Source organism: Hydrogenophaga sp. (assembly GCF_048549895.1).
Lineage (GTDB): Bacteria > Pseudomonadota > Gammaproteobacteria > Burkholderiales > Burkholderiaceae_C > Hydrogenophaga.
Genome location: NZ_JBLYYB010000007.1, coordinates 1 through 15,670, shown reverse-complemented (window position 1 = coordinate 15,670; position 15,670 = coordinate 1). Strand labels below are relative to the sequence as shown.

Annotated in this window: 13 protein-coding genes; 3 read left to right on the top strand and 10 right to left on the bottom strand. The window is 64.5% G+C overall.

Annotated elements, in window-relative coordinates; all coding sequences use genetic code 11:
* The first annotated feature begins 86 nt into the window (after positions 1–86).
* Positions 87–251 (top strand): DUF1328 domain-containing protein, encoded by a 165-nt coding sequence (locus ACN4F8_RS00450; protein ID WP_419471764.1) that lies wholly within the window; start codon positions 87–89, stop codon positions 249–251.
* A 9-nt stretch (positions 252–260) separates the two neighbouring features.
* On the opposite strand, the gene ACN4F8_RS00445 is transcribed toward ACN4F8_RS00450, so the two are convergent.
* The 3 genes from ACN4F8_RS00445 to ACN4F8_RS00435 are packed head-to-tail and all read right to left on the bottom strand — an operon-like array spanning position 261 to position 3,729.
* Complete coding sequence (locus ACN4F8_RS00445) at positions 261–962, bottom strand: hypothetical protein (RefSeq protein WP_419471763.1); 702 nt, start codon at positions 960–962, stop codon at positions 261–263.
* Positions 959–1,435, bottom strand: a complete 477-nt coding sequence (locus ACN4F8_RS00440; RefSeq protein WP_419471762.1) for a DUF1854 domain-containing protein — start codon at positions 1,433–1,435, stop codon at positions 959–961. The genes ACN4F8_RS00445 and ACN4F8_RS00440 overlap by 4 nt, the downstream gene beginning before the upstream one ends.
* A complete protein-coding gene (locus tag ACN4F8_RS00435; RefSeq protein ID WP_419471761.1) occupies positions 1,432–3,729 on the bottom strand; it encodes an ABC transporter ATP-binding protein in 2,298 nt (765 codons plus the stop codon). The genes ACN4F8_RS00440 and ACN4F8_RS00435 overlap by 4 nt, the downstream gene beginning before the upstream one ends.
* Before the next feature lie 212 nt (positions 3,730–3,941).
* Between ACN4F8_RS00435 and ACN4F8_RS00430 the strand changes: the two genes are divergently transcribed.
* Both ACN4F8_RS00430 and cphA read left to right on the top strand, forming a co-directional pair.
* Complete coding sequence (locus ACN4F8_RS00430) at positions 3,942–6,092, top strand: cyanophycin synthetase family protein (RefSeq protein WP_419471760.1); 2,151 nt, start codon at positions 3,942–3,944, stop codon at positions 6,090–6,092.
* A 43-nt stretch (positions 6,093–6,135) separates the two neighbouring features.
* Positions 6,136–8,718 carry a cyanophycin synthetase gene (gene cphA, locus ACN4F8_RS00425; protein ID WP_419471759.1) on the top strand — a complete coding sequence of 861 codons (2,583 nt, stop codon included), beginning with the start codon at positions 6,136–6,138 and terminating at the stop codon, positions 8,716–8,718.
* Here the strand turns inward: cphA and ACN4F8_RS00420 are convergent.
* The 7 genes from ACN4F8_RS00420 to ACN4F8_RS00390 all read right to left on the bottom strand — a co-directional run.
* The gene (locus tag ACN4F8_RS00420; RefSeq protein ID WP_419471758.1) at positions 8,673–9,794 is read right to left on the bottom strand and encodes an acyltransferase family protein; all 1,122 of its coding nucleotides are present in this window, start codon (positions 9,792–9,794) and stop codon (positions 8,673–8,675) included. The two genes, cphA and ACN4F8_RS00420, sit on opposite strands and share 46 nt — an antisense overlap.
* A gap of 19 nt (positions 9,795–9,813) precedes the next feature.
* A complete protein-coding gene (locus tag ACN4F8_RS00415) occupies positions 9,814–10,473 on the bottom strand; it encodes a hypothetical protein (protein WP_419471757.1) in 660 nt (219 codons plus the stop codon).
* Between the two features lie 442 nt (positions 10,474–10,915).
* Positions 10,916–11,389 carry a thermonuclease family protein gene (locus tag ACN4F8_RS00410; protein WP_419471756.1) on the bottom strand — a complete coding sequence of 158 codons (474 nt, stop codon included), beginning with the start codon at positions 11,387–11,389 and terminating at the stop codon, positions 10,916–10,918.
* 38 nt (positions 11,390–11,427) lie between these two features.
* Positions 11,428–12,477, bottom strand: a complete 1,050-nt coding sequence (locus ACN4F8_RS00405) for a hypothetical protein (protein WP_419471755.1) — start codon at positions 12,475–12,477, stop codon at positions 11,428–11,430.
* Between the two features lie 63 nt (positions 12,478–12,540).
* Complete coding sequence (locus ACN4F8_RS00400; RefSeq protein WP_419471754.1) at positions 12,541–14,346, bottom strand: hypothetical protein; 1,806 nt, start codon at positions 14,344–14,346, stop codon at positions 12,541–12,543.
* A gap of 3 nt (positions 14,347–14,349) precedes the next feature.
* Positions 14,350–15,156, bottom strand: a complete 807-nt coding sequence (locus ACN4F8_RS00395) for a hypothetical protein (protein WP_419471753.1) — start codon at positions 15,154–15,156, stop codon at positions 14,350–14,352.
* 18 nt (positions 15,157–15,174) lie between these two features.
* Positions 15,175–15,670: hypothetical protein (locus ACN4F8_RS00390; protein WP_419471752.1), on the bottom strand; the 496-nt coding region annotated here is incomplete at its 5' end.

The following is a 15,670-nucleotide window of genomic DNA, read 5'->3' as shown; positions in this document are numbered from 1 at the left end:
GGCGTCGGCTTGCAGAGGTGCGCGCGTGGAGTTTCTACAGTGAAGGCATCGCAACGGTCGTCGTTGCGTCCACCATGGAGCCTCTCATGCTGCACTACGCCGTCGTCTTTTTTGTCATCGCCCTGGTCTCGGCCGTCCTGGGCTTCGGGGGGCTTGCCGCCGGTGCGGCGAGCATCGGCAAGCTGCTGTTCGTCATCTTCATCGTGATGGCCATCGTGACCATCGTGGCCGACATCGTGCGCCGCCGCTGAGCGCGTGGCTCACGGTGTGCGTGCGCGCTCACCCGCAGACAGCAGGGCCCTGGCCGCCTCGATGCGCAGTGCCAGCGGTGCCGCCGTGTCGTTCATCACCGCGTGCAGGAATGCCCGGGGCTCCATCGGTGCGGTGCCGGGGGCTTCGGTCTGTTGCAGGCTTGTCGTGTGCCCGGCCGGTCGCAGGCACCGCCGTGCGTGCTCCCACGCGTCGGCCGAGATGCATTTCTGCCGCGACAGCAGATCGGCTTGCTGGTCCAGACCGGGGGCTGTGTCCAGCCACGGGTCTTCGCCAAACACGGCGGGCAGGTCGGGGCTCACGAAGGCCGACCAGTTGCCCGTGGTCTCCTGGCGCGCAGGCACGGCCGCAGCGCTGCGTACCAGGCCCGGGCTGGAAGGATCGGCGCCCGGGAGCATGTGAATGCGCGAGCTCGCCACCTCCGGCAGGTAGCGCAGGCGCAGTTGCTCCAGGAAATCCTGCGCCTGCGCCAGCGAGACCGGTTGGGCCAGCGACAACCAGAGTTGGTAACTCTCGTTGCCGTCGACCGCGATGGCCGGTGCGGGCAGTTCCAGGTCGGCCTGCACGCCCTGCCAGACCTGGTGCAGCAGGGTCCAGTCGGCCGGCCGCGCCAGGCCCAGCACCAGCGTGCGCGTGTGGCCGGCGGTGGTGTCAGCAAACAGGCGCTGCCGCTCAGCGTCGAGCCGGCTCACAGGAAACGCTCCAGGTAGCGGCGCGACACCCGGTCCAGCGCGTTGCGGTCGGGGATGTCGAACACCACGCCGTGCGCGCTGGTGATCAGCAGGCGGCGCTGGCCCGGCAGGCGGCGGATGTCTTCTTCCACCTTGAGCACGAGTTCGGTCGCGCCGCGGTCGGTGTCCACTTGCCAGGTGCTGGGTGTACCGAAGGTGCTCACCGTTCGGATGCGCTGGATCACCGGCGAGAACTCGCGCTCCGCCAGCGCCAGCGCCACGGCTGCGCGCCGCGTGTCGTCCAGCGCATCGAGCCGCGCCACAAACACCACCTCGTGTCCATCGGGGCCGACGATGGAGATGGCTTCCAGGGGCGCACTCAGCGGAAACGAGCGCACCACCTGCACACCCACCTGCGGCTCGCCACCGGCCACCCGGCAGACCCAGCGGCCCTGCGTGTCGGAGAAGAGTTCGAAGTCGTGAGGTAGGTTCATGGCGCAAGGTTGCCGGTGTGGGCCGAGGGCTGCGGCAGGTGGTGGGCCAGGGCGTTGTCGATGTGGTCCGGGTCTTCGGCGGCGGCCTGGCGGGCCTGCGCTTCGTGCAGGCGCCAGTAGTGGCCCTGGCGCGCCATCAGCTCGTCGTGCGGGCCCACCTCCACCACTTCGCCGCGGTCCATCACCACCAGCCGGTCGGCCTTGCGCAGCGTCGACAGGCGGTGTGCGATGGCAATGGTGGTGCGGCCTTGCACCAGGTTGTCCAGCGCCTTCTGGATCTCTTTTTCGGTCTCGGTGTCCACCGCCGAGGTGGCTTCGTCCAGGATCAGGATGCGCGGGTCGATCAGCAGCGCGCGCGCGATGCTGATGCGCTGGCGCTCACCACCCGAGAGGCCCTGGCCGCGCTCGCCCACCAGCGAGTCGTAGCCGTGCGCCAGTCGCAAGATGAACTCGTGCGCGTTGGCCGCGCGCGCGGCCGCCACGATCTCTTCGCGCGTGGCGCCGGGTTTGCCGTAGGCGATGTTGTCCGCCACGGTGCCGAAAAACAGGAACGGCTCCTGCAGCACCAGGCCGATGTGGCGGCGGTAGTCGGCCACCTTGAAGCGGCGGATGTCGTGGCCGTCGAGCTCGATGCGGCCTTCGCTCACGTTGTGGAAGCGGCAGATCAGGTTGACCAGCGTGCTCTTGCCCGAGCCGCTGTGGCCCACCAGGCCGATCATTTCGCCGGGGCGGATGCTGAGGCTGAGGTCTCGGATCACCGAGCGGTTGCCGTAGCGAAAGGCGATGCCGTGAATGCTCAGCCCGCCTTGCACCCGCACGCCCTGCACCGGGTCGGCCGGCTCGGGCACGTTGGACACGTGGTCCAGGATGTCGAAGATGCGCTTGGCGCCGGCGGCGGCTTTCTGCGTGACTGAGACGATGCGGCTCATGGAGTCGAGCCGGCCGTAGAAGCGGCCGATGTAGGCGATGAAGGCGGTGAGCACACCGACCGTGATGTCGCCCTCGGCGATCTGCCAGATGCCGAAGGCCCACACCACCAGCAGGCCCACGTCGGTGAGCAGGGTCACGGTGGGGGTGAACAGGCTCCAGGTCTTGTTGATGCGGTCGTTGACCACCAGGTTCTGCGCGTTGGCCTCGTGAAAACGGCCCGATTCGCGCTTCTCCTGCGCGAAGGCCTTGACCACGCGGATGCCCGGAATCGTGTCGGCCAGCACGTTGGTCACGTCGCCCCACACGCGGTCGATCTTCTCGAAGCCGGTGCGCAGGCGGTCGCGCACGCGGTGGATCATCCAGGCAATGAAGGGCAGCGGCAGCAGCGTGACCAGCGCCAGCCAGGGGTTGATGGAAAACAGGATGGCCGAGGTCATGAGCAGCATCAGCACGTCGGTGGCGAAGTCGAGCGCGTGCAGCGAGAGAAACACCGAGAGCCGGTCGGTCTCGGAGCCGATGCGGGCGATCAGATCACCGGTGCGTTTCGCCCCGAAGTAATCGAGCGAGAGGCCCAGCAGGTGGTCGAACGCGCTGGTGCGCAGATCGGCCGCGATGCGCTCGGACACCAGCGCCAAGAGCCAGGTACGCGCCCAGCCCAGGCCCCAGGCCACCAGCCCCGCGCCGAGCAAGCCCGAGAGCAGCAAGGCCACATAGCCGGTGTCGATCTGCTGGCCGTTCTGGAACGGGATCAGCACGTCGTCCATGAGCGGGATGGTCAGGTACGGCGGCACCAGCGTGGCCGCCGTGGACAGCAGCGTGAGCAGAAAACCCGCCAGCAGCTGCCAGCGGTACGGCCGCGCAAAACGCCACAGCCGCAGCAGCACCCAGGTGGACGGCACCTCGGCCGGTTGCCGTGCGCAGACCTCGCACTCCTCGCTGTCGGGACTCAGGAGCGACTGGCACGACGGGCAGCGCTGGCCCGCCTCGGGCGTGGGCGCGGCGCCGCCCTGCAGGCGGGTGATGGCGTGGTCGAACTGGCGCACCAGGCGCAGCGCGTCAGGGTTCTGGGCCAGCGTGAAGCGCCAGCGCTGGCGCAGGCCGGTTGCGTCCAGCAGGTCCAGCGTGGCCACGCCGGCGAGGTCGGTGTGTTGCAGGCGCTGCGCGCTGTCCAGCGGCCAAGCCTGGTGGCCACCATTCGCCTGCCGTTGCACCAGCTCGGTGGGGGTGAGCAGCAGCTCGCCGCTGGCGAAGTGCCCCTGTGCATCCAGATCGAGGGCCATGCGGGCCAGCACGTCCGCCGGGGTGGCGTCGGCTGGGGCGGGGCCGAGGGCGGCGGAACGGGTGTGTGCGGGCGTGGTTTGCATGAACCGGAAATTGTGCGCCAAGTCGCCAACGTTGCCGGTGTGACATAGAGCCACAATTTGTCGTGCCCGGCTCAGTCGCACAGCCCCGGGACGGCGCAGAATGCGGGCTGCGAGTGCGTGAAGCACTTGCGCTGGGCGGCGTCTGAGGGCGGGCGCCCTGCGTCCACAGCCGGGCCACCTGCCCGGCTTTTGTGCGTTCAATCCCGGGTTTTATGGATTCAAACCGTTTCGCGCTGACTGTTCTTCGCCACCGTTTCCTCGGAGGTCCGAACGTCTGGACCTACCGCTCCACGATGGAGGTGTGGCTGGACCTGGGAACGCTGGAGCAGCGCCCCTCCCACACCATCGAAGGACTGACCGATCGACTGCTGGCCTGGTTGCCGGGTCTGGCCACCCACCACTGCGGCGTGGGCGAGGTGGGTGGTTTTGTGCAGCGGCTGCGTGAGGGCACCTGGGCCGGCCATGTGCTGGAGCACTGCGTGATCGAGCTGCTCAACCTGGCCGGCATGCCCACCGGCTTTGGCCAGACGCGCAGCACCAGCAAGCCCGGCGTCTACCGCATGGTGTTTCGCGCCCGCAACCGCGCCACCGCCGAAGCGGCCCTGAGCCACGGCCACGCGCTGTTGCAGGCGGCACTGAACAACGAAGCCTTTGACGTGGTCGCCGCCGTGAAGGCCCTGCACGATGTGGTGGACGCCACGTGGCTCGGCCCCTCCACGCAGGCCATCGTGAACGCGGCCACCGAGCGCGGCATTCCGCACCTGCGCCTGACCGAGGGCAACCTGGTGCAGCTGGGCCAGGGCGCGCGCCAGCGCCGCATCTGGACAGCCGAGACCGAACTCACCAGCGCGATCGCCGAGAACATCGCCAGCGACAAGGACCTCACCAAAACCCTGCTGCAGAGCTGCGGCGTGCCGGTGCCCGAGGGCCAGATCGTGGCCAGCGCCGCCGAGGCCTGGGAGGCGGCGCAGGACATCGGGCTGCCGGTGGTGGTCAAGCCCAGCGACGCCAACCACGGGCGTGGCGTCTCGCTCGAACTCAGCGAGCAGGCCGACATCGAGCGCGCCTTTGCCATCGCCGACGCCGAGGGCAGCGACGTGATCGTGGAGCGCTACATCCTGGGCAACGAGCACCGCGTGCTGGTGGTGGGCGGGCGCGTGGTGGCGGCCAACCGGGGCGAGAGCCTGTGGGTCACCGGCGACGGTGTGGCCACGGTGAAAGCGCTCATCGACCTGCAGCTCAACAGCGATCCGCGCCGGGGCGAGGCCGAAGAATTTCCGCTGGAGACGATCCGCCTGGAGCGCGAACCGGCCATGGCCCTGCTGCTGGAGCGCCAGGGCCTGGGGGCTGACGCCGTGCCCGCTGCTGGCCAGCGCGTGCTGGTGCAGCGCAACGGCAACATGGCCTTTGACTGCACCGACGAGGTTCACCCCGAGGTGGCCTACATGGCGAGCCTCGCGGCGCGCGCCGTGGGCCTGGACATCGCCGGCATCGACATGGTCACGCAGGACATCGGCCGCCCGTTGCACGAGGTCGGTGGCGCCATCGTGGAAGTGAACGCCGGCCCCGGGCTGCTCATGCACCTGCGCCCGGCCATCGGCCAGCCGCGCCCGGTGGGTGAAGCCATCGTGGCCCAGCTGTTCGATCCGTCCACCCCCATGGCCGGGCGTGTTCCGCTGGTCGGCGTGAGCGGCACGCGGGGCACCGAGCTGCTCACCCGCGCAGTGGCCTTTCTGCTCGACCTGGCCGCTGCTCCGGCTGGTCTGGCGTCGAGCGAAGGCATCCACATCGGGCGCCGGCGCATCGAGCGCGCGGGCGCCGACTATTGGGACCAGTGCCAGCGCCTGCTGATGAACCGCGACATCCAGGGTCTGGCCGTGGAGACGACGCCCTCGCTCATCCTGGACCACGGCCTGCCCTACGACCGCTGCCTGGTCGGCGTGGTGACCGACCTCGGGGGCTGGGAAGGCCTGGCGCATCACGACATCTTCGACGCCTCGGCCATGCCGCGTGTGCTGCGCACCCAGGTCGACGTGGTGCTGGCCCAGGGCGCCTGCGTGCTCAACCTGGACGAGCCCGGCGTGGCCGAGCTGGCCGTGCATTGCGACGGTGACCGCCTGGGCTTTGGCGACGCGCCCGTGCCCGCCGGCATCGACATGCCGCGCACCGTTCGCTGGCAAGGCGGCGAGGTGTGCCTCTTTGATCGCGACGAGGTGATCGCGCGTGCGCCGCTGGCCAGCGTTGCCGATGCGCAGGACGCGCACAGCCTGTGCGGTGCTGCCGCCGCGGCCTGGGCCGCCGGTCTGAGCCCTGCGCTGGTGGCCGCTGGCCTGCAGCGCTTTGACACCCTGCCGCGCGCCTGACGCGCGGCCACCCCCGCACCTTCAACCGAATTCCACCGCTGCCATGGACATCTCCCGCATCCGCGCCTTGCGTGGTCCCAACCTCTGGACCCGCCAGACCGCCATCGAAGCCATCGTGCACTGCCCGCCCGAGGAGCGCTCGCTCAGCTCCCTGCCCGGGTTCGAGGCCGCCCTGCGTGCGCAGTTTCCGCAGCTCGGCCGTTTCCCGCGCCCGGCCGCCGACCTCTCGCTGGCCAACGTGCTCAAGCTGGTGGCGCTGGCGCTGCAGGCCCAGGCCGGCTGCCCGGTGAGTTTTTCGCGTTGCACCGAAACCGTGGAGCCGGGCACCTACCAGGTGGTGGTGGAGTACACCGAAGAGGCCGTGGGGCGCGAAGCCCTCAAGGCGGCCGAGCAGCTCATTGCCGCGGTGCGCACCCGGCCCGGTGAGGCCTTCGACGTGGAGGCCGTGATTGCGCGCCTGCGCGAGCTGGACGAAGACGTGCGCCTGGGCCCATCCACCGGCTCCATCGTCAACGCGGCCGTGGCGCGCGGCATTCCGTTTCGCCGGCTCACGCAGGGTTCGCTGGTGCAGTTCGGCTGGGGCGCGCACCAGCGCCGCATCTGGGCCGCCGAGGTGGACAGCACCAGCGCGGTGTCTGAGAGCATCGCGCAGGACAAGGACCTCACCAAAAACCTGTTGCGCGCCGCTGGCGTGCCCGTGCCGCTGGGCCGACCCGTGGACAGTGCCGACGAAGCCTGGGCCGCAGCCCAATACATCGGCCTGCCGGTGGTGGTGAAGCCGCGCGACGGCAACCAGGGCAAGGGCGTGACGGTGAACATCGTCACGCGCGACCACCTGGACATGGCATTCCGCGCGGCCAGCGAACACGGCCAGCCCATGGTGGAGAAATTCCTGCCCGGCAGCGACTACCGCCTGCTCGTGGTGGGTGACAAGCTGGTGGCCGCGGCACGCCGCGACCCGCCGCAGGTGACCGGTGACGGCGTGCACACCGTCGCCCAGCTGGTGGACATGGTCAACGCCGATCCCCAGCGCGGCGATGGTCATGCCACCTCGCTCACGCGCATGCGCATCGACGAGATCGCGCTGGCGCGCCTGCAGATCCAGGGCCACACGCCCGACACCGTGCCGGCCAAAGGCGAGCGGGTGGTGTTGCGCAACAACGCCAACCTCTCCACCGGTGGCACCGCCACCGACGTGACCGACGACGTGCACCCCGAGGTGGCCGCGCGCGCCGTGGCGGCGGCCCGCATGGTGGGCCTGGACGTGTGTGGCGTGGACGTGGTGTGCGAGACCGTGCTCACGCCGCTGGAAGACCAGAGCGGCGGCATCGTGGAGGTGAACGCCGCGCCCGGCCTGCGCATGCACCTGACCCCTTCGTACGGCAAGGGCCGGGCCGTGGGCGAGGCCATCGTCGACCACCTGTTCCCGCCCAACCAGAACGGGCGCATTCCGGTGGTGGCCGTGACCGGCACCAACGGCAAGACCACCACCGCGCGCCTGATCGCGCACCTGCTGCACACGCAGGGCCTGCGCGTGGGCATGACCAACACCGACGGCGTGTACGTGAACGGCCGCCAGACCGACAGCGGCGACTGCGCCGGCCCGCGCAGCGCGCGCAACGTGCTGATGCACCCCGAGGTGGACGCGGCCGTGTTCGAAACCGCGCGCGGTGGTGTGCTGCGCGAAGGCCTGGGCTTTGACCGCTGCCAGGTGGCCGTGGTCACCAACATCGGCTCGGGCGACCACCTCGGCCTGAACTACATCACCACGGTGGAAGACATCGCGGTGCTCAAGCGCGTGGTCATCCAGAACGTGGCGCCCACCGGCTACGGCGTGCTCAACGCGGCCGACCCGCATTGCATCCGCATGGCCGAGGTGTGCACCGGCCAGGTGATCTTTTTCTGCAGCGACGGCCACAACCCGGTGCTCGCCACGCACCGCGCGCAAGGCCGCCGCGCCGTGTGGGTGGAGGGTGGAAACATCGTTGCCACGCAAGGCGAACGCCGCCACGAGGTGGCGCTGGCCGAGATCCCCATGACCATGGGCGGGCGCATCGGTTTTCAGGTGGACAACGCCATGGCCGCGCTGGCCGCAGCCTGGGGCCTGGGCATTCCGTGGGCGCGCATCCGCAAGGGCCTGGCCACGTTCCAGAGCGACGCCGCCAGCGTGCCCGGCCGCTTCAATCTCATGAGCCTGAATGGCGCCACCGTGATCGCCGACTACGGCCACAACCCGGATGCCATGCGCGCCCTGGTCGCGGCGGCCGAGGCCATGCCGGCCCAGCGCCGCACCGTGGTCATCAGCGGCGCGGGCGACCGGCGCGACGAAGACATCCGCGAGCAGACCCGCATTCTGGGTGCGGCGTTCGACGAGGTGATCCTGTACGAAGACGCCTGCCAGCGCGGTCGCACCGAGGGCGAAGTCACTGGACTGCTGCGCCAGGGGCTCGAAGGCGCCACGCGCACCCGCCGCATCGACACCATCCAGGGCGAGTTCGTGGCCATCGACACGGCGCTCGCGCGCCTGCAGCCGGGCGATCTGTGCCTGGTGCTGATCGATCAGGTGGAGGCCGCGCTGGCTTATTTGCGCGAGCGCTGCGACCCCGTTCCCGCCACCAGCGCCTGAGTGGGCGGGCGCGCCCGGCCCACCCGGCCCAGGCGCTGCTCCACCCCGTGGTGGAAAGCCGTGCCCGCCAGGTTGCACGCCAGCCAGGCCACCAGCACCCCGAGCGTCTGCACGCCCGCATCGGGGCTGGCGTAGCGCGTGAACCACGCGTTCACCACCAGCGCCACCGGGAAGTTCAGCAGAAACACCCCGTAGGAAATGCGGCCCAGGTAGCCCAGCGCACGGCTGCGCGGCCAGGTGAAGAGCCAGCCGCTGCGGTGCGACCAGGCCAGCGCCAGTGCCACGGCCAGCGCCAGCGCGATGCGGGTGCGCCAGTCCATGGCGAGCGCGAGGACGGTGAGCAAGGCCATGCCCGCCAGCCACGCCGTGGCGTGGCGATCAGCGTTTGCGCGGCTCAACCAGTACGCCATGGCGCCCAGACCGTAGGCACCGAAAAAGTAGAGCGCCCAGTTGTCCCAGCCGCTGTCGCGGTTGAAGAAAAACAGCGAGGCCAGCACCACGGCCACCACCAGCAGCGGTGCGGCCATGCTCAAGGGCTCGCCCAGGCGCCGACCGAGCCACAGCAGGCCCAGCAGCAGCGCATAGAGCTGCACGTCGATGGCCACATACCAGACACCTGCCGAGAGCGAGTCCACTCCCAGCAGGCTGTGGATCAACAGCGCGTGCGTCACGAACTGCCACAGCGTGGGCGGTGCCGGCAGCGAGTCGTGCGCCATCCAGTAGCGGGCCACCTCAGTGCACACCATGGCCAGCAAGAGCGCGACGATGAGCGGCAGGCTGACCCGCACAAAACGCTGCCACAGCAAAGCCAGCGGACGCTCGGCGCGCAGAAAACCATCGGGTGCCAGACTGCGCGCGGCCAGGAAACCCGCCACCACCAGAAAGATCTGCACCGCCATGCGCGCGTGCTGGCTGAACCAGCCCACCACATCGGGCGCGAGCTGGTGCGTCCAGTCCGACATGGGGCCGTAGAACGCCAGGTGGTGCAGCACGATGAGCTGCGAGCCGACGGCTTTGAGCGCGTCGATGAAGGGCATGCGCTCGCCAGCGGGCGCGCGAAATGTCTGGGTGGACATGGATCGGGACCGGCCGGGATCAGGAGGCGTCGTTCGACGGAGAAATGCCGGTCACACCCGCGCCGCCGCCCATACCGCCGCCGGCACCGCCACGCCCACCACGGGCTTCAGCACCGCCGCCTCGCCGTGCGCCTGTGCCGCCTGCAGTCACGCGCAACGGCCCCTGGTTTGGAATCAAGTCCGCAGGCGCGGGCGTCAGGTCCAGGGCCTGGCGAATGAAATCGCGCAGCGAGATCACCAGCGGGGCCACCTCCACATTGCGTCCCGCCACCATTTCGTTGGCCGCTTGCGCGGCGAGGCGCACCTGCTCTTCGGTGCCGAGCAAGATGACGTCGGACAACGCAGCCTCCACGGCATCGCGGATGCGACGGCGCCGCTCGGAGGCACTGGCCAGGGCATCGAGCTCACGGTCTTCATCGGTGTCGGTGACCCGCCGCAGATCACGCAGGTGGGCAGGGTCGACGGCCAGCACCCCGGTGAACGACCCACCGAGGGTTTTGTAAGCAGCAATCAGCACCTTCAGGCGTTCGTTGATCTGCCGGTTCTCGCGTTCGCGTCGACGCTGGAAGGTCTGCATGAACACCAGGCGGATACCCACGAACACGAGAGACACCACGATCAGGCTGAAGAGCGTGGTGAGCACGGTGGACCACGAACTGAAGTCGAGCATGCCGCGCATGAACCGACTCAGAGCGTGGCCGGTGCGGGCGCAGTGTAGGTGGAGTCAAAAGGCAAGAAGCCTCACCCTTGCGCCACAACGACTTACGGGCGTGTCGAACCCATAACCTGAGACGAGTTGAAGCAAAAGGGGAGAAAAAACTCCAGCGTCACAAAGTCTCATCGGTTTTTGTCCAAGTTTCATCAGGGTGACCAGTCGCAAGTCGGGCTGAATCGTACGTCAATGGCGCCAGGACATCCACCCGAAACGCAGCACCGTTTGTAAACCTCGTCCGTTGTACGGACCAGAAACCGCGAGACCTTCCACCCTCGACTTCAGCTGTGCGCATGCAAACGGCTTGCAGCCGTTTGCATGCCGTTGCGACTCGCATCTGACAAGATGATGCTGCCTCAATATGAAGAGCTCTGGGACTGAAATCTCAGGATGACTGTCAGTTGGAGCCCTATCTCATCCGTCGGAAGTCCCAGGGAGCAACTGGCATAGGGTCACGCCAAAGCCCCTGGCGGGCCTCCCGCGCAGCCTCTTCTGCACGTGAGTAGGCCAACCTATCCTTCGGTTGTTGCTCAAGTTCGTATGCCTTGTAGTGCCATGCCATACCGCGACTGACCTGTACAAGGTTGGCATCCAGATTCCCAGCCTTCACTTTGCCAACAATGCGTCCGTACCTGTCGACCTTTTCGTACTCGACGGTTACAACCTGGCGAAATACCAACTCGGAAAGGCTTTGACGCGAGCGGTCTCCAAATGCCTGTTTTTTTTCGGGTGCGTCGATGCCCGCCAACCTGACACGGTGAGAGCGTTTTGCCGCATCCAAAACAGTGACAGTGTCTCCATCTGAAAGTCCAATGACGACACCTTCAAGCGTGGTCGTCCCACCTGCCGCGCTTCCTCCAAAACTCAGCAGCAAAACGCCCAAGAAGAGACCAATTCGTTGCCGACATAGATTCACGAACACTACCTGCGCGCCTCGTAGATGTAGAAGTAATTTTCAACTGACAACCGTGCTCGGTCTGAGGCCACTGCATCTGCAATCGTGTTCTTGATACTGACGTAGTGGCGGCACTGTGGGTCTGCAGCCTTGCTTGCGTTGAAGATGCCTTGAATGCTTCTCGCAAAGTCAGCAAGGCTGACAGGTGACTGCAATGCAGTTTCGATATTCGGGAGCGAACGCGCATCAGGTTCACGATGGGCTGGCCACGCCGGCTGAACGACGATTCCTGTTGGATTGAGTTCCAAGGAGAATAAATACTCCGGGGCGCCCGACTCATTGGCCCAGCAAGGTGGATGGTCTCTCCCGCCACGCGCCTCGAGTCTGCGCTTGAAGAAGGCCACTTGACCACGCAAGTCGGAGTTCTCTTTTCGAGCTACTTCAATAGACACTCCACTTTTTGCAAGCTCGGATTGAGCGCGGGCAGCAGCCACCACCGCCTCAATCGTTTTGGACTCGTCGCCGGGTGAAAGCGTCTGGCCAAGTCCCTCCCTGAGGTTCTTCTTCAGAAGCTCGGCGGTAGAGATTGAGCGCCGCACGAATGGCAACAATTGCTCGGGCGAAACAGTCTTTGTACTGCTGGGTTTTACGTCCGTGGTTGCCGCCGAATCCTTGGCTTGCTTCATTGCTTCTCGAACCTCCTTCTGCAGAACCAATGCGGAGAGCACCTCATCCGGTGGGACGTTCTGCTTGTCAGCGACCGTTTCGAGTTCCTTGCGCAACTCAGTCATCGCTGAAAGTTGGGCATCAAGGTCCTCAACTTGCATGACGAGCTTGTCTCGTTCGACGCGTATCTCTTGTGCAGAAGTCAGTCGCGATATGGTCTCTTCGAGTTGGATTGGCGCGCTTCCAGCCTTGATGAGTGCTTGTGACAGTTCCGACTTCGCAGCCTGAAGCGCAGCCAAAGTCTCCTCCGTCGAACGAGCTTCAGCCAACGCTGTCTCTGCCACTTCTCGTGCGGCCTGCTCGCGTACGACAAGGTATCCAAGCAGCAAAAGAAGAATGAAAATCAGCATGAATGCGATTTCGGTGAGAGACAGCTGAAAGACTTGGTCGCTTCTTGGGTTGACAGCCATTTGTTAACCCTCGAGCTGATTTGTCTTCGTTGCTTGCGCTTGTCCGTTGGCGCCTCCGGTGGATGGGGCTTTCTCTGGCATCGAGGTGTCTGGCGCTGAAGCAGGCGCCCATGTTGACGAAGCTGAGTCTGAGATTTCAGGCGAGCTGCCTGATTGTCCAAGTGGCGCTCTTGGAGCGGCCAGAAGAGTCCCTCCATTGGTGCTCAAGGACGCAATGGGCGAAGGCGCTGTCGAAATTTGGCCCTCAAAACGCGTGGTCTGAGACTGCCAGGTATTGAGGTGTTGCCCTTCGGCATGAGCAAGATGCCCATTTGTAAGCGGCCCTACTTGTTTCACGAACTCATGCATGCTTTGTACGAGCTCATTGACTTTGGTGAAAGTCAGGTCTGCACGGTCTGTGAGCATTTCAAGGGCTCGCGAAGTTACTCGCTCGGCCTCCACCGACACTCCATATTTCGCGGCGGCTTCACCGGCCAGACTGGCGGAGGATTGCAAGAGCGACGAAGCAGATATTTGTGCAGCTGCACTGGTTCCCAGTTGCTCAACGACACGGTCAGTCGCAGAGACGACGGCATCCATACGACTTGCAAGTGCTGTGCTGGCCGACGTTTGCACGGAGAGTTGTTCGGTCAGCAAAAGGATGTTTCTGGCTACCACCTCGCGACTGTCAGCCGTCTCGCCGACCAATTTGCTTACATGGCTGCTTAACGTGGAACTGGTTTCATGCCCGACCCGGAGCTCTGCCACCATCGAGGTCAACAACGCATCAAAGGATTCAAGCTTTGAAGATAGTTGTACCAAGGCGTTAAGTTGCCCCTGAGCCGTCTCCAAGACCAAGTGTTGCTGCCCTGAAAGTCGAAGGATTGAATCCATCGCCGTCTCAGCATCAGCAGACTTGTGCTGAACAGACACAAGTGAACTCGACAAAGCCTCTGCGGTTTTTGACATTTCCGCACCGGCGCTCACCACTTTCAGGGCAATTTCGCCCGCTGCCGATTCAAGCTGATTGAGGGGAGCTGCGAGGCGTTTGGCAAAGTAGTCATCTGGGAATGTCGTCTTTTGCAGTCGTGTGCTCACCGCGTGTGCGAAATCGTCGACTCGCACTTCGATGCTTCCCAAGTGTCCTCGCATCCCAGAGGCATAGCCATCAACGGATGTAGCAAGGCGAGAACTTGCCTCGCGTACTTCGTCGAGAGCTTTTGTGAACCCCTCTTGATTTCGGTTGGTCAGGTCTGAGAAAAACCCAGTCAGCTTGTCTGCATGATTTTTCGAGAGTGCTTCAACTTGCAAGTTGACACGCTCAATACTTGAGCGGGTGGCTAAATCCACTCGGGATTCGAAGTCCTGCAATCGTTCGAGCGCCATCGTCAACCGTTCAGTGAATGCTCGTGTGGCACCCAAAAGCGTGTCCTCTGCGTCTCGGATGGCGTCTGACACGTCAACGCGAAAGCTCACCAGGTACACCCGTATGCCCAAGCCCAACACCGTACTCACCATCGCAGCGCCGAAGCGCACAGCGATGTCTTGAATCTTGGCGCCGATGTTGGGCAGGTCGAACAGACTGAAGATGATGGATGTGATGGTGAAGATGAAGCCGAGGTAGTAGGCCGAATCAGCAAACTTGTCGTCGCTCACGTCTGAATCACGGCGGAACAGTCCGAGCCAGATGTAGACGACCATGATGCAAATGGGCACACCAAAGCCGAGAATCCAAGGCGATTGCAAATACCAGCCAAGACCTGAGCTCAGGACCTTGAGCACCAATGCAATGGCAAAAAGCTTCTGAACACGGATGTCGCGTATGTTCACAGGTCAACCTTCTAAAGGACGCACGTCCACCAAGCGCGCTCCAGACTTGATGAAGTAGTTCTCCCAAAACAGGAGGCTACGACGGGTCTGGAGCTGGGGGGCGTTCAACAGGTAATGCAGTTCGACTTTGACGTCCTTGAGGTCAGCTTGGGTTTTACGACCGTAGTCGGTACCCGAGAAGTCCTCAAAGTTGGGCGTCGCTCGATACATCGAAAACGCGCTTCCGTTGTGCAGCATGTCTGACATCAAAAAAAGGCGCCGCTCACCCTTGACGTCGTGTTTACGAAACCCATTGATGGCCACCAGTTGCAACATCTCAAGAATGGGCGAGGCTTTGGCTGGTTGTGTCCCCTGCAGGGCTTCTCCCTGACGCATCAAGGGTTTGATGAATTTCTCCTCATACGTCTTGCGCACACGCTCGACGTTACTGGTCATCGCGCTCTTGTTTTCTCCGGAACCTGGGTTGCACAACTCGACCAGAGGCTCTGCATTCGTTTTGAAGTCCTCACCCAAGACGAAGACCGAGAGTAGATGACCTTCGGGCACGCGCTTTTTTACGAGTTCATCAAGAAACACAGCAAAGGATTGTTTTTGCGTGAAGTTCAAGGGGTCTGTGGTGTCCACGAGCAGCACGAAATGACCTGTCGGACCCTTTGCTGGACACAACGTGGCGGCATTGATGGCGGGCTCTTTGGTGACTTCGTAATAAACCAGAGCGCCGATACCCAAAAAAACCAGTATGAATAGTCCAATACCTATGAACAGGTCATTGCGTTGCCTGCCTTTGGCACGTTTTCCTCTGACTACCATGACGTGGCCCCCGTGTTTTTAGAAGTGAGCGCCAAGTGGCTGCAGCAGATTTCGTTGGTTGTTAAAAGCATCCTGGATGCCAGCGCGAAATGTCTCGACTTTTGACAGAAGAATTTCAACCAACTGTGCCTGTGCAGCCAACGCATCCCGGTCGCTCGCGGTTGAAAAATCGGGAAAGGGCAACTGTTTGAGTTCCGGAATTTGGTCGAAATACTTTGGTCGCGGCGCTCCGTTGCGATTGAGTTCGTTCTCATTGCGGAACTCGCCAAGAAGTGCAGCCACCGAACTCTCGGCGTTCTGCAGCGCCGTAGCCAATCGAATCGCGGCTGCGTCTTTTTCATCTATTCGAGCACGATAGACAGCCAAGCCGGACTGTGCCGCCTCTACGGCATCGTTCAAGCTGGAAAGCTCTGTGTCCTTGAGCTCTGCCAATTGCTCGCGCAGGTCTTCGAGCTCTGCATCGTAATCACCGACTACCTGCTGAACTCGGCGCGAGATTTGGCCGTAGCCTGGG

What these genes read in the sequence shown, in the direction of transcription:
- ACN4F8_RS00450 (WP_419471764.1), top strand. Translation starts at nt 87, where the DNA reads ATGCTGCACTACGCCGTCGTCTTTTTTGTCATCGCCCTGGTCTCGGCC.
- ACN4F8_RS00440 (WP_419471762.1), bottom strand. Translation starts at nt 1,435, where the DNA reads ATGAACCTACCTCACGACTTCGAACTCTTCTCCGACACGCAGGGCCGC.
- ACN4F8_RS00435 (WP_419471761.1), bottom strand. Translation starts at nt 3,729, where the DNA reads ATGCAAACCACGCCCGCACACACCCGTTCCGCCGCCCTCGGCCCCGCC.
- ACN4F8_RS00430 (WP_419471760.1), top strand. Translation starts at nt 3,942, where the DNA reads ATGGATTCAAACCGTTTCGCGCTGACTGTTCTTCGCCACCGTTTCCTC.
- cphA (WP_419471759.1), top strand. Translation starts at nt 6,136, where the DNA reads ATGGACATCTCCCGCATCCGCGCCTTGCGTGGTCCCAACCTCTGGACC.
- ACN4F8_RS00420 (WP_419471758.1), bottom strand. Translation starts at nt 9,794, where the DNA reads ATGTCCACCCAGACATTTCGCGCGCCCGCTGGCGAGCGCATGCCCTTC.
- ACN4F8_RS00415 (WP_419471757.1), bottom strand. Translation starts at nt 10,473, where the DNA reads ATGCGCGGCATGCTCGACTTCAGTTCGTGGTCCACCGTGCTCACCACG.
- ACN4F8_RS00405 (WP_419471755.1), bottom strand. Translation starts at nt 12,477, where the DNA reads ATGCTGATTTTCATTCTTCTTTTGCTGCTTGGATACCTTGTCGTACGC.
- ACN4F8_RS00395 (WP_419471753.1), bottom strand. Translation starts at nt 15,156, where the DNA reads ATGGTAGTCAGAGGAAAACGTGCCAAAGGCAGGCAACGCAATGACCTG.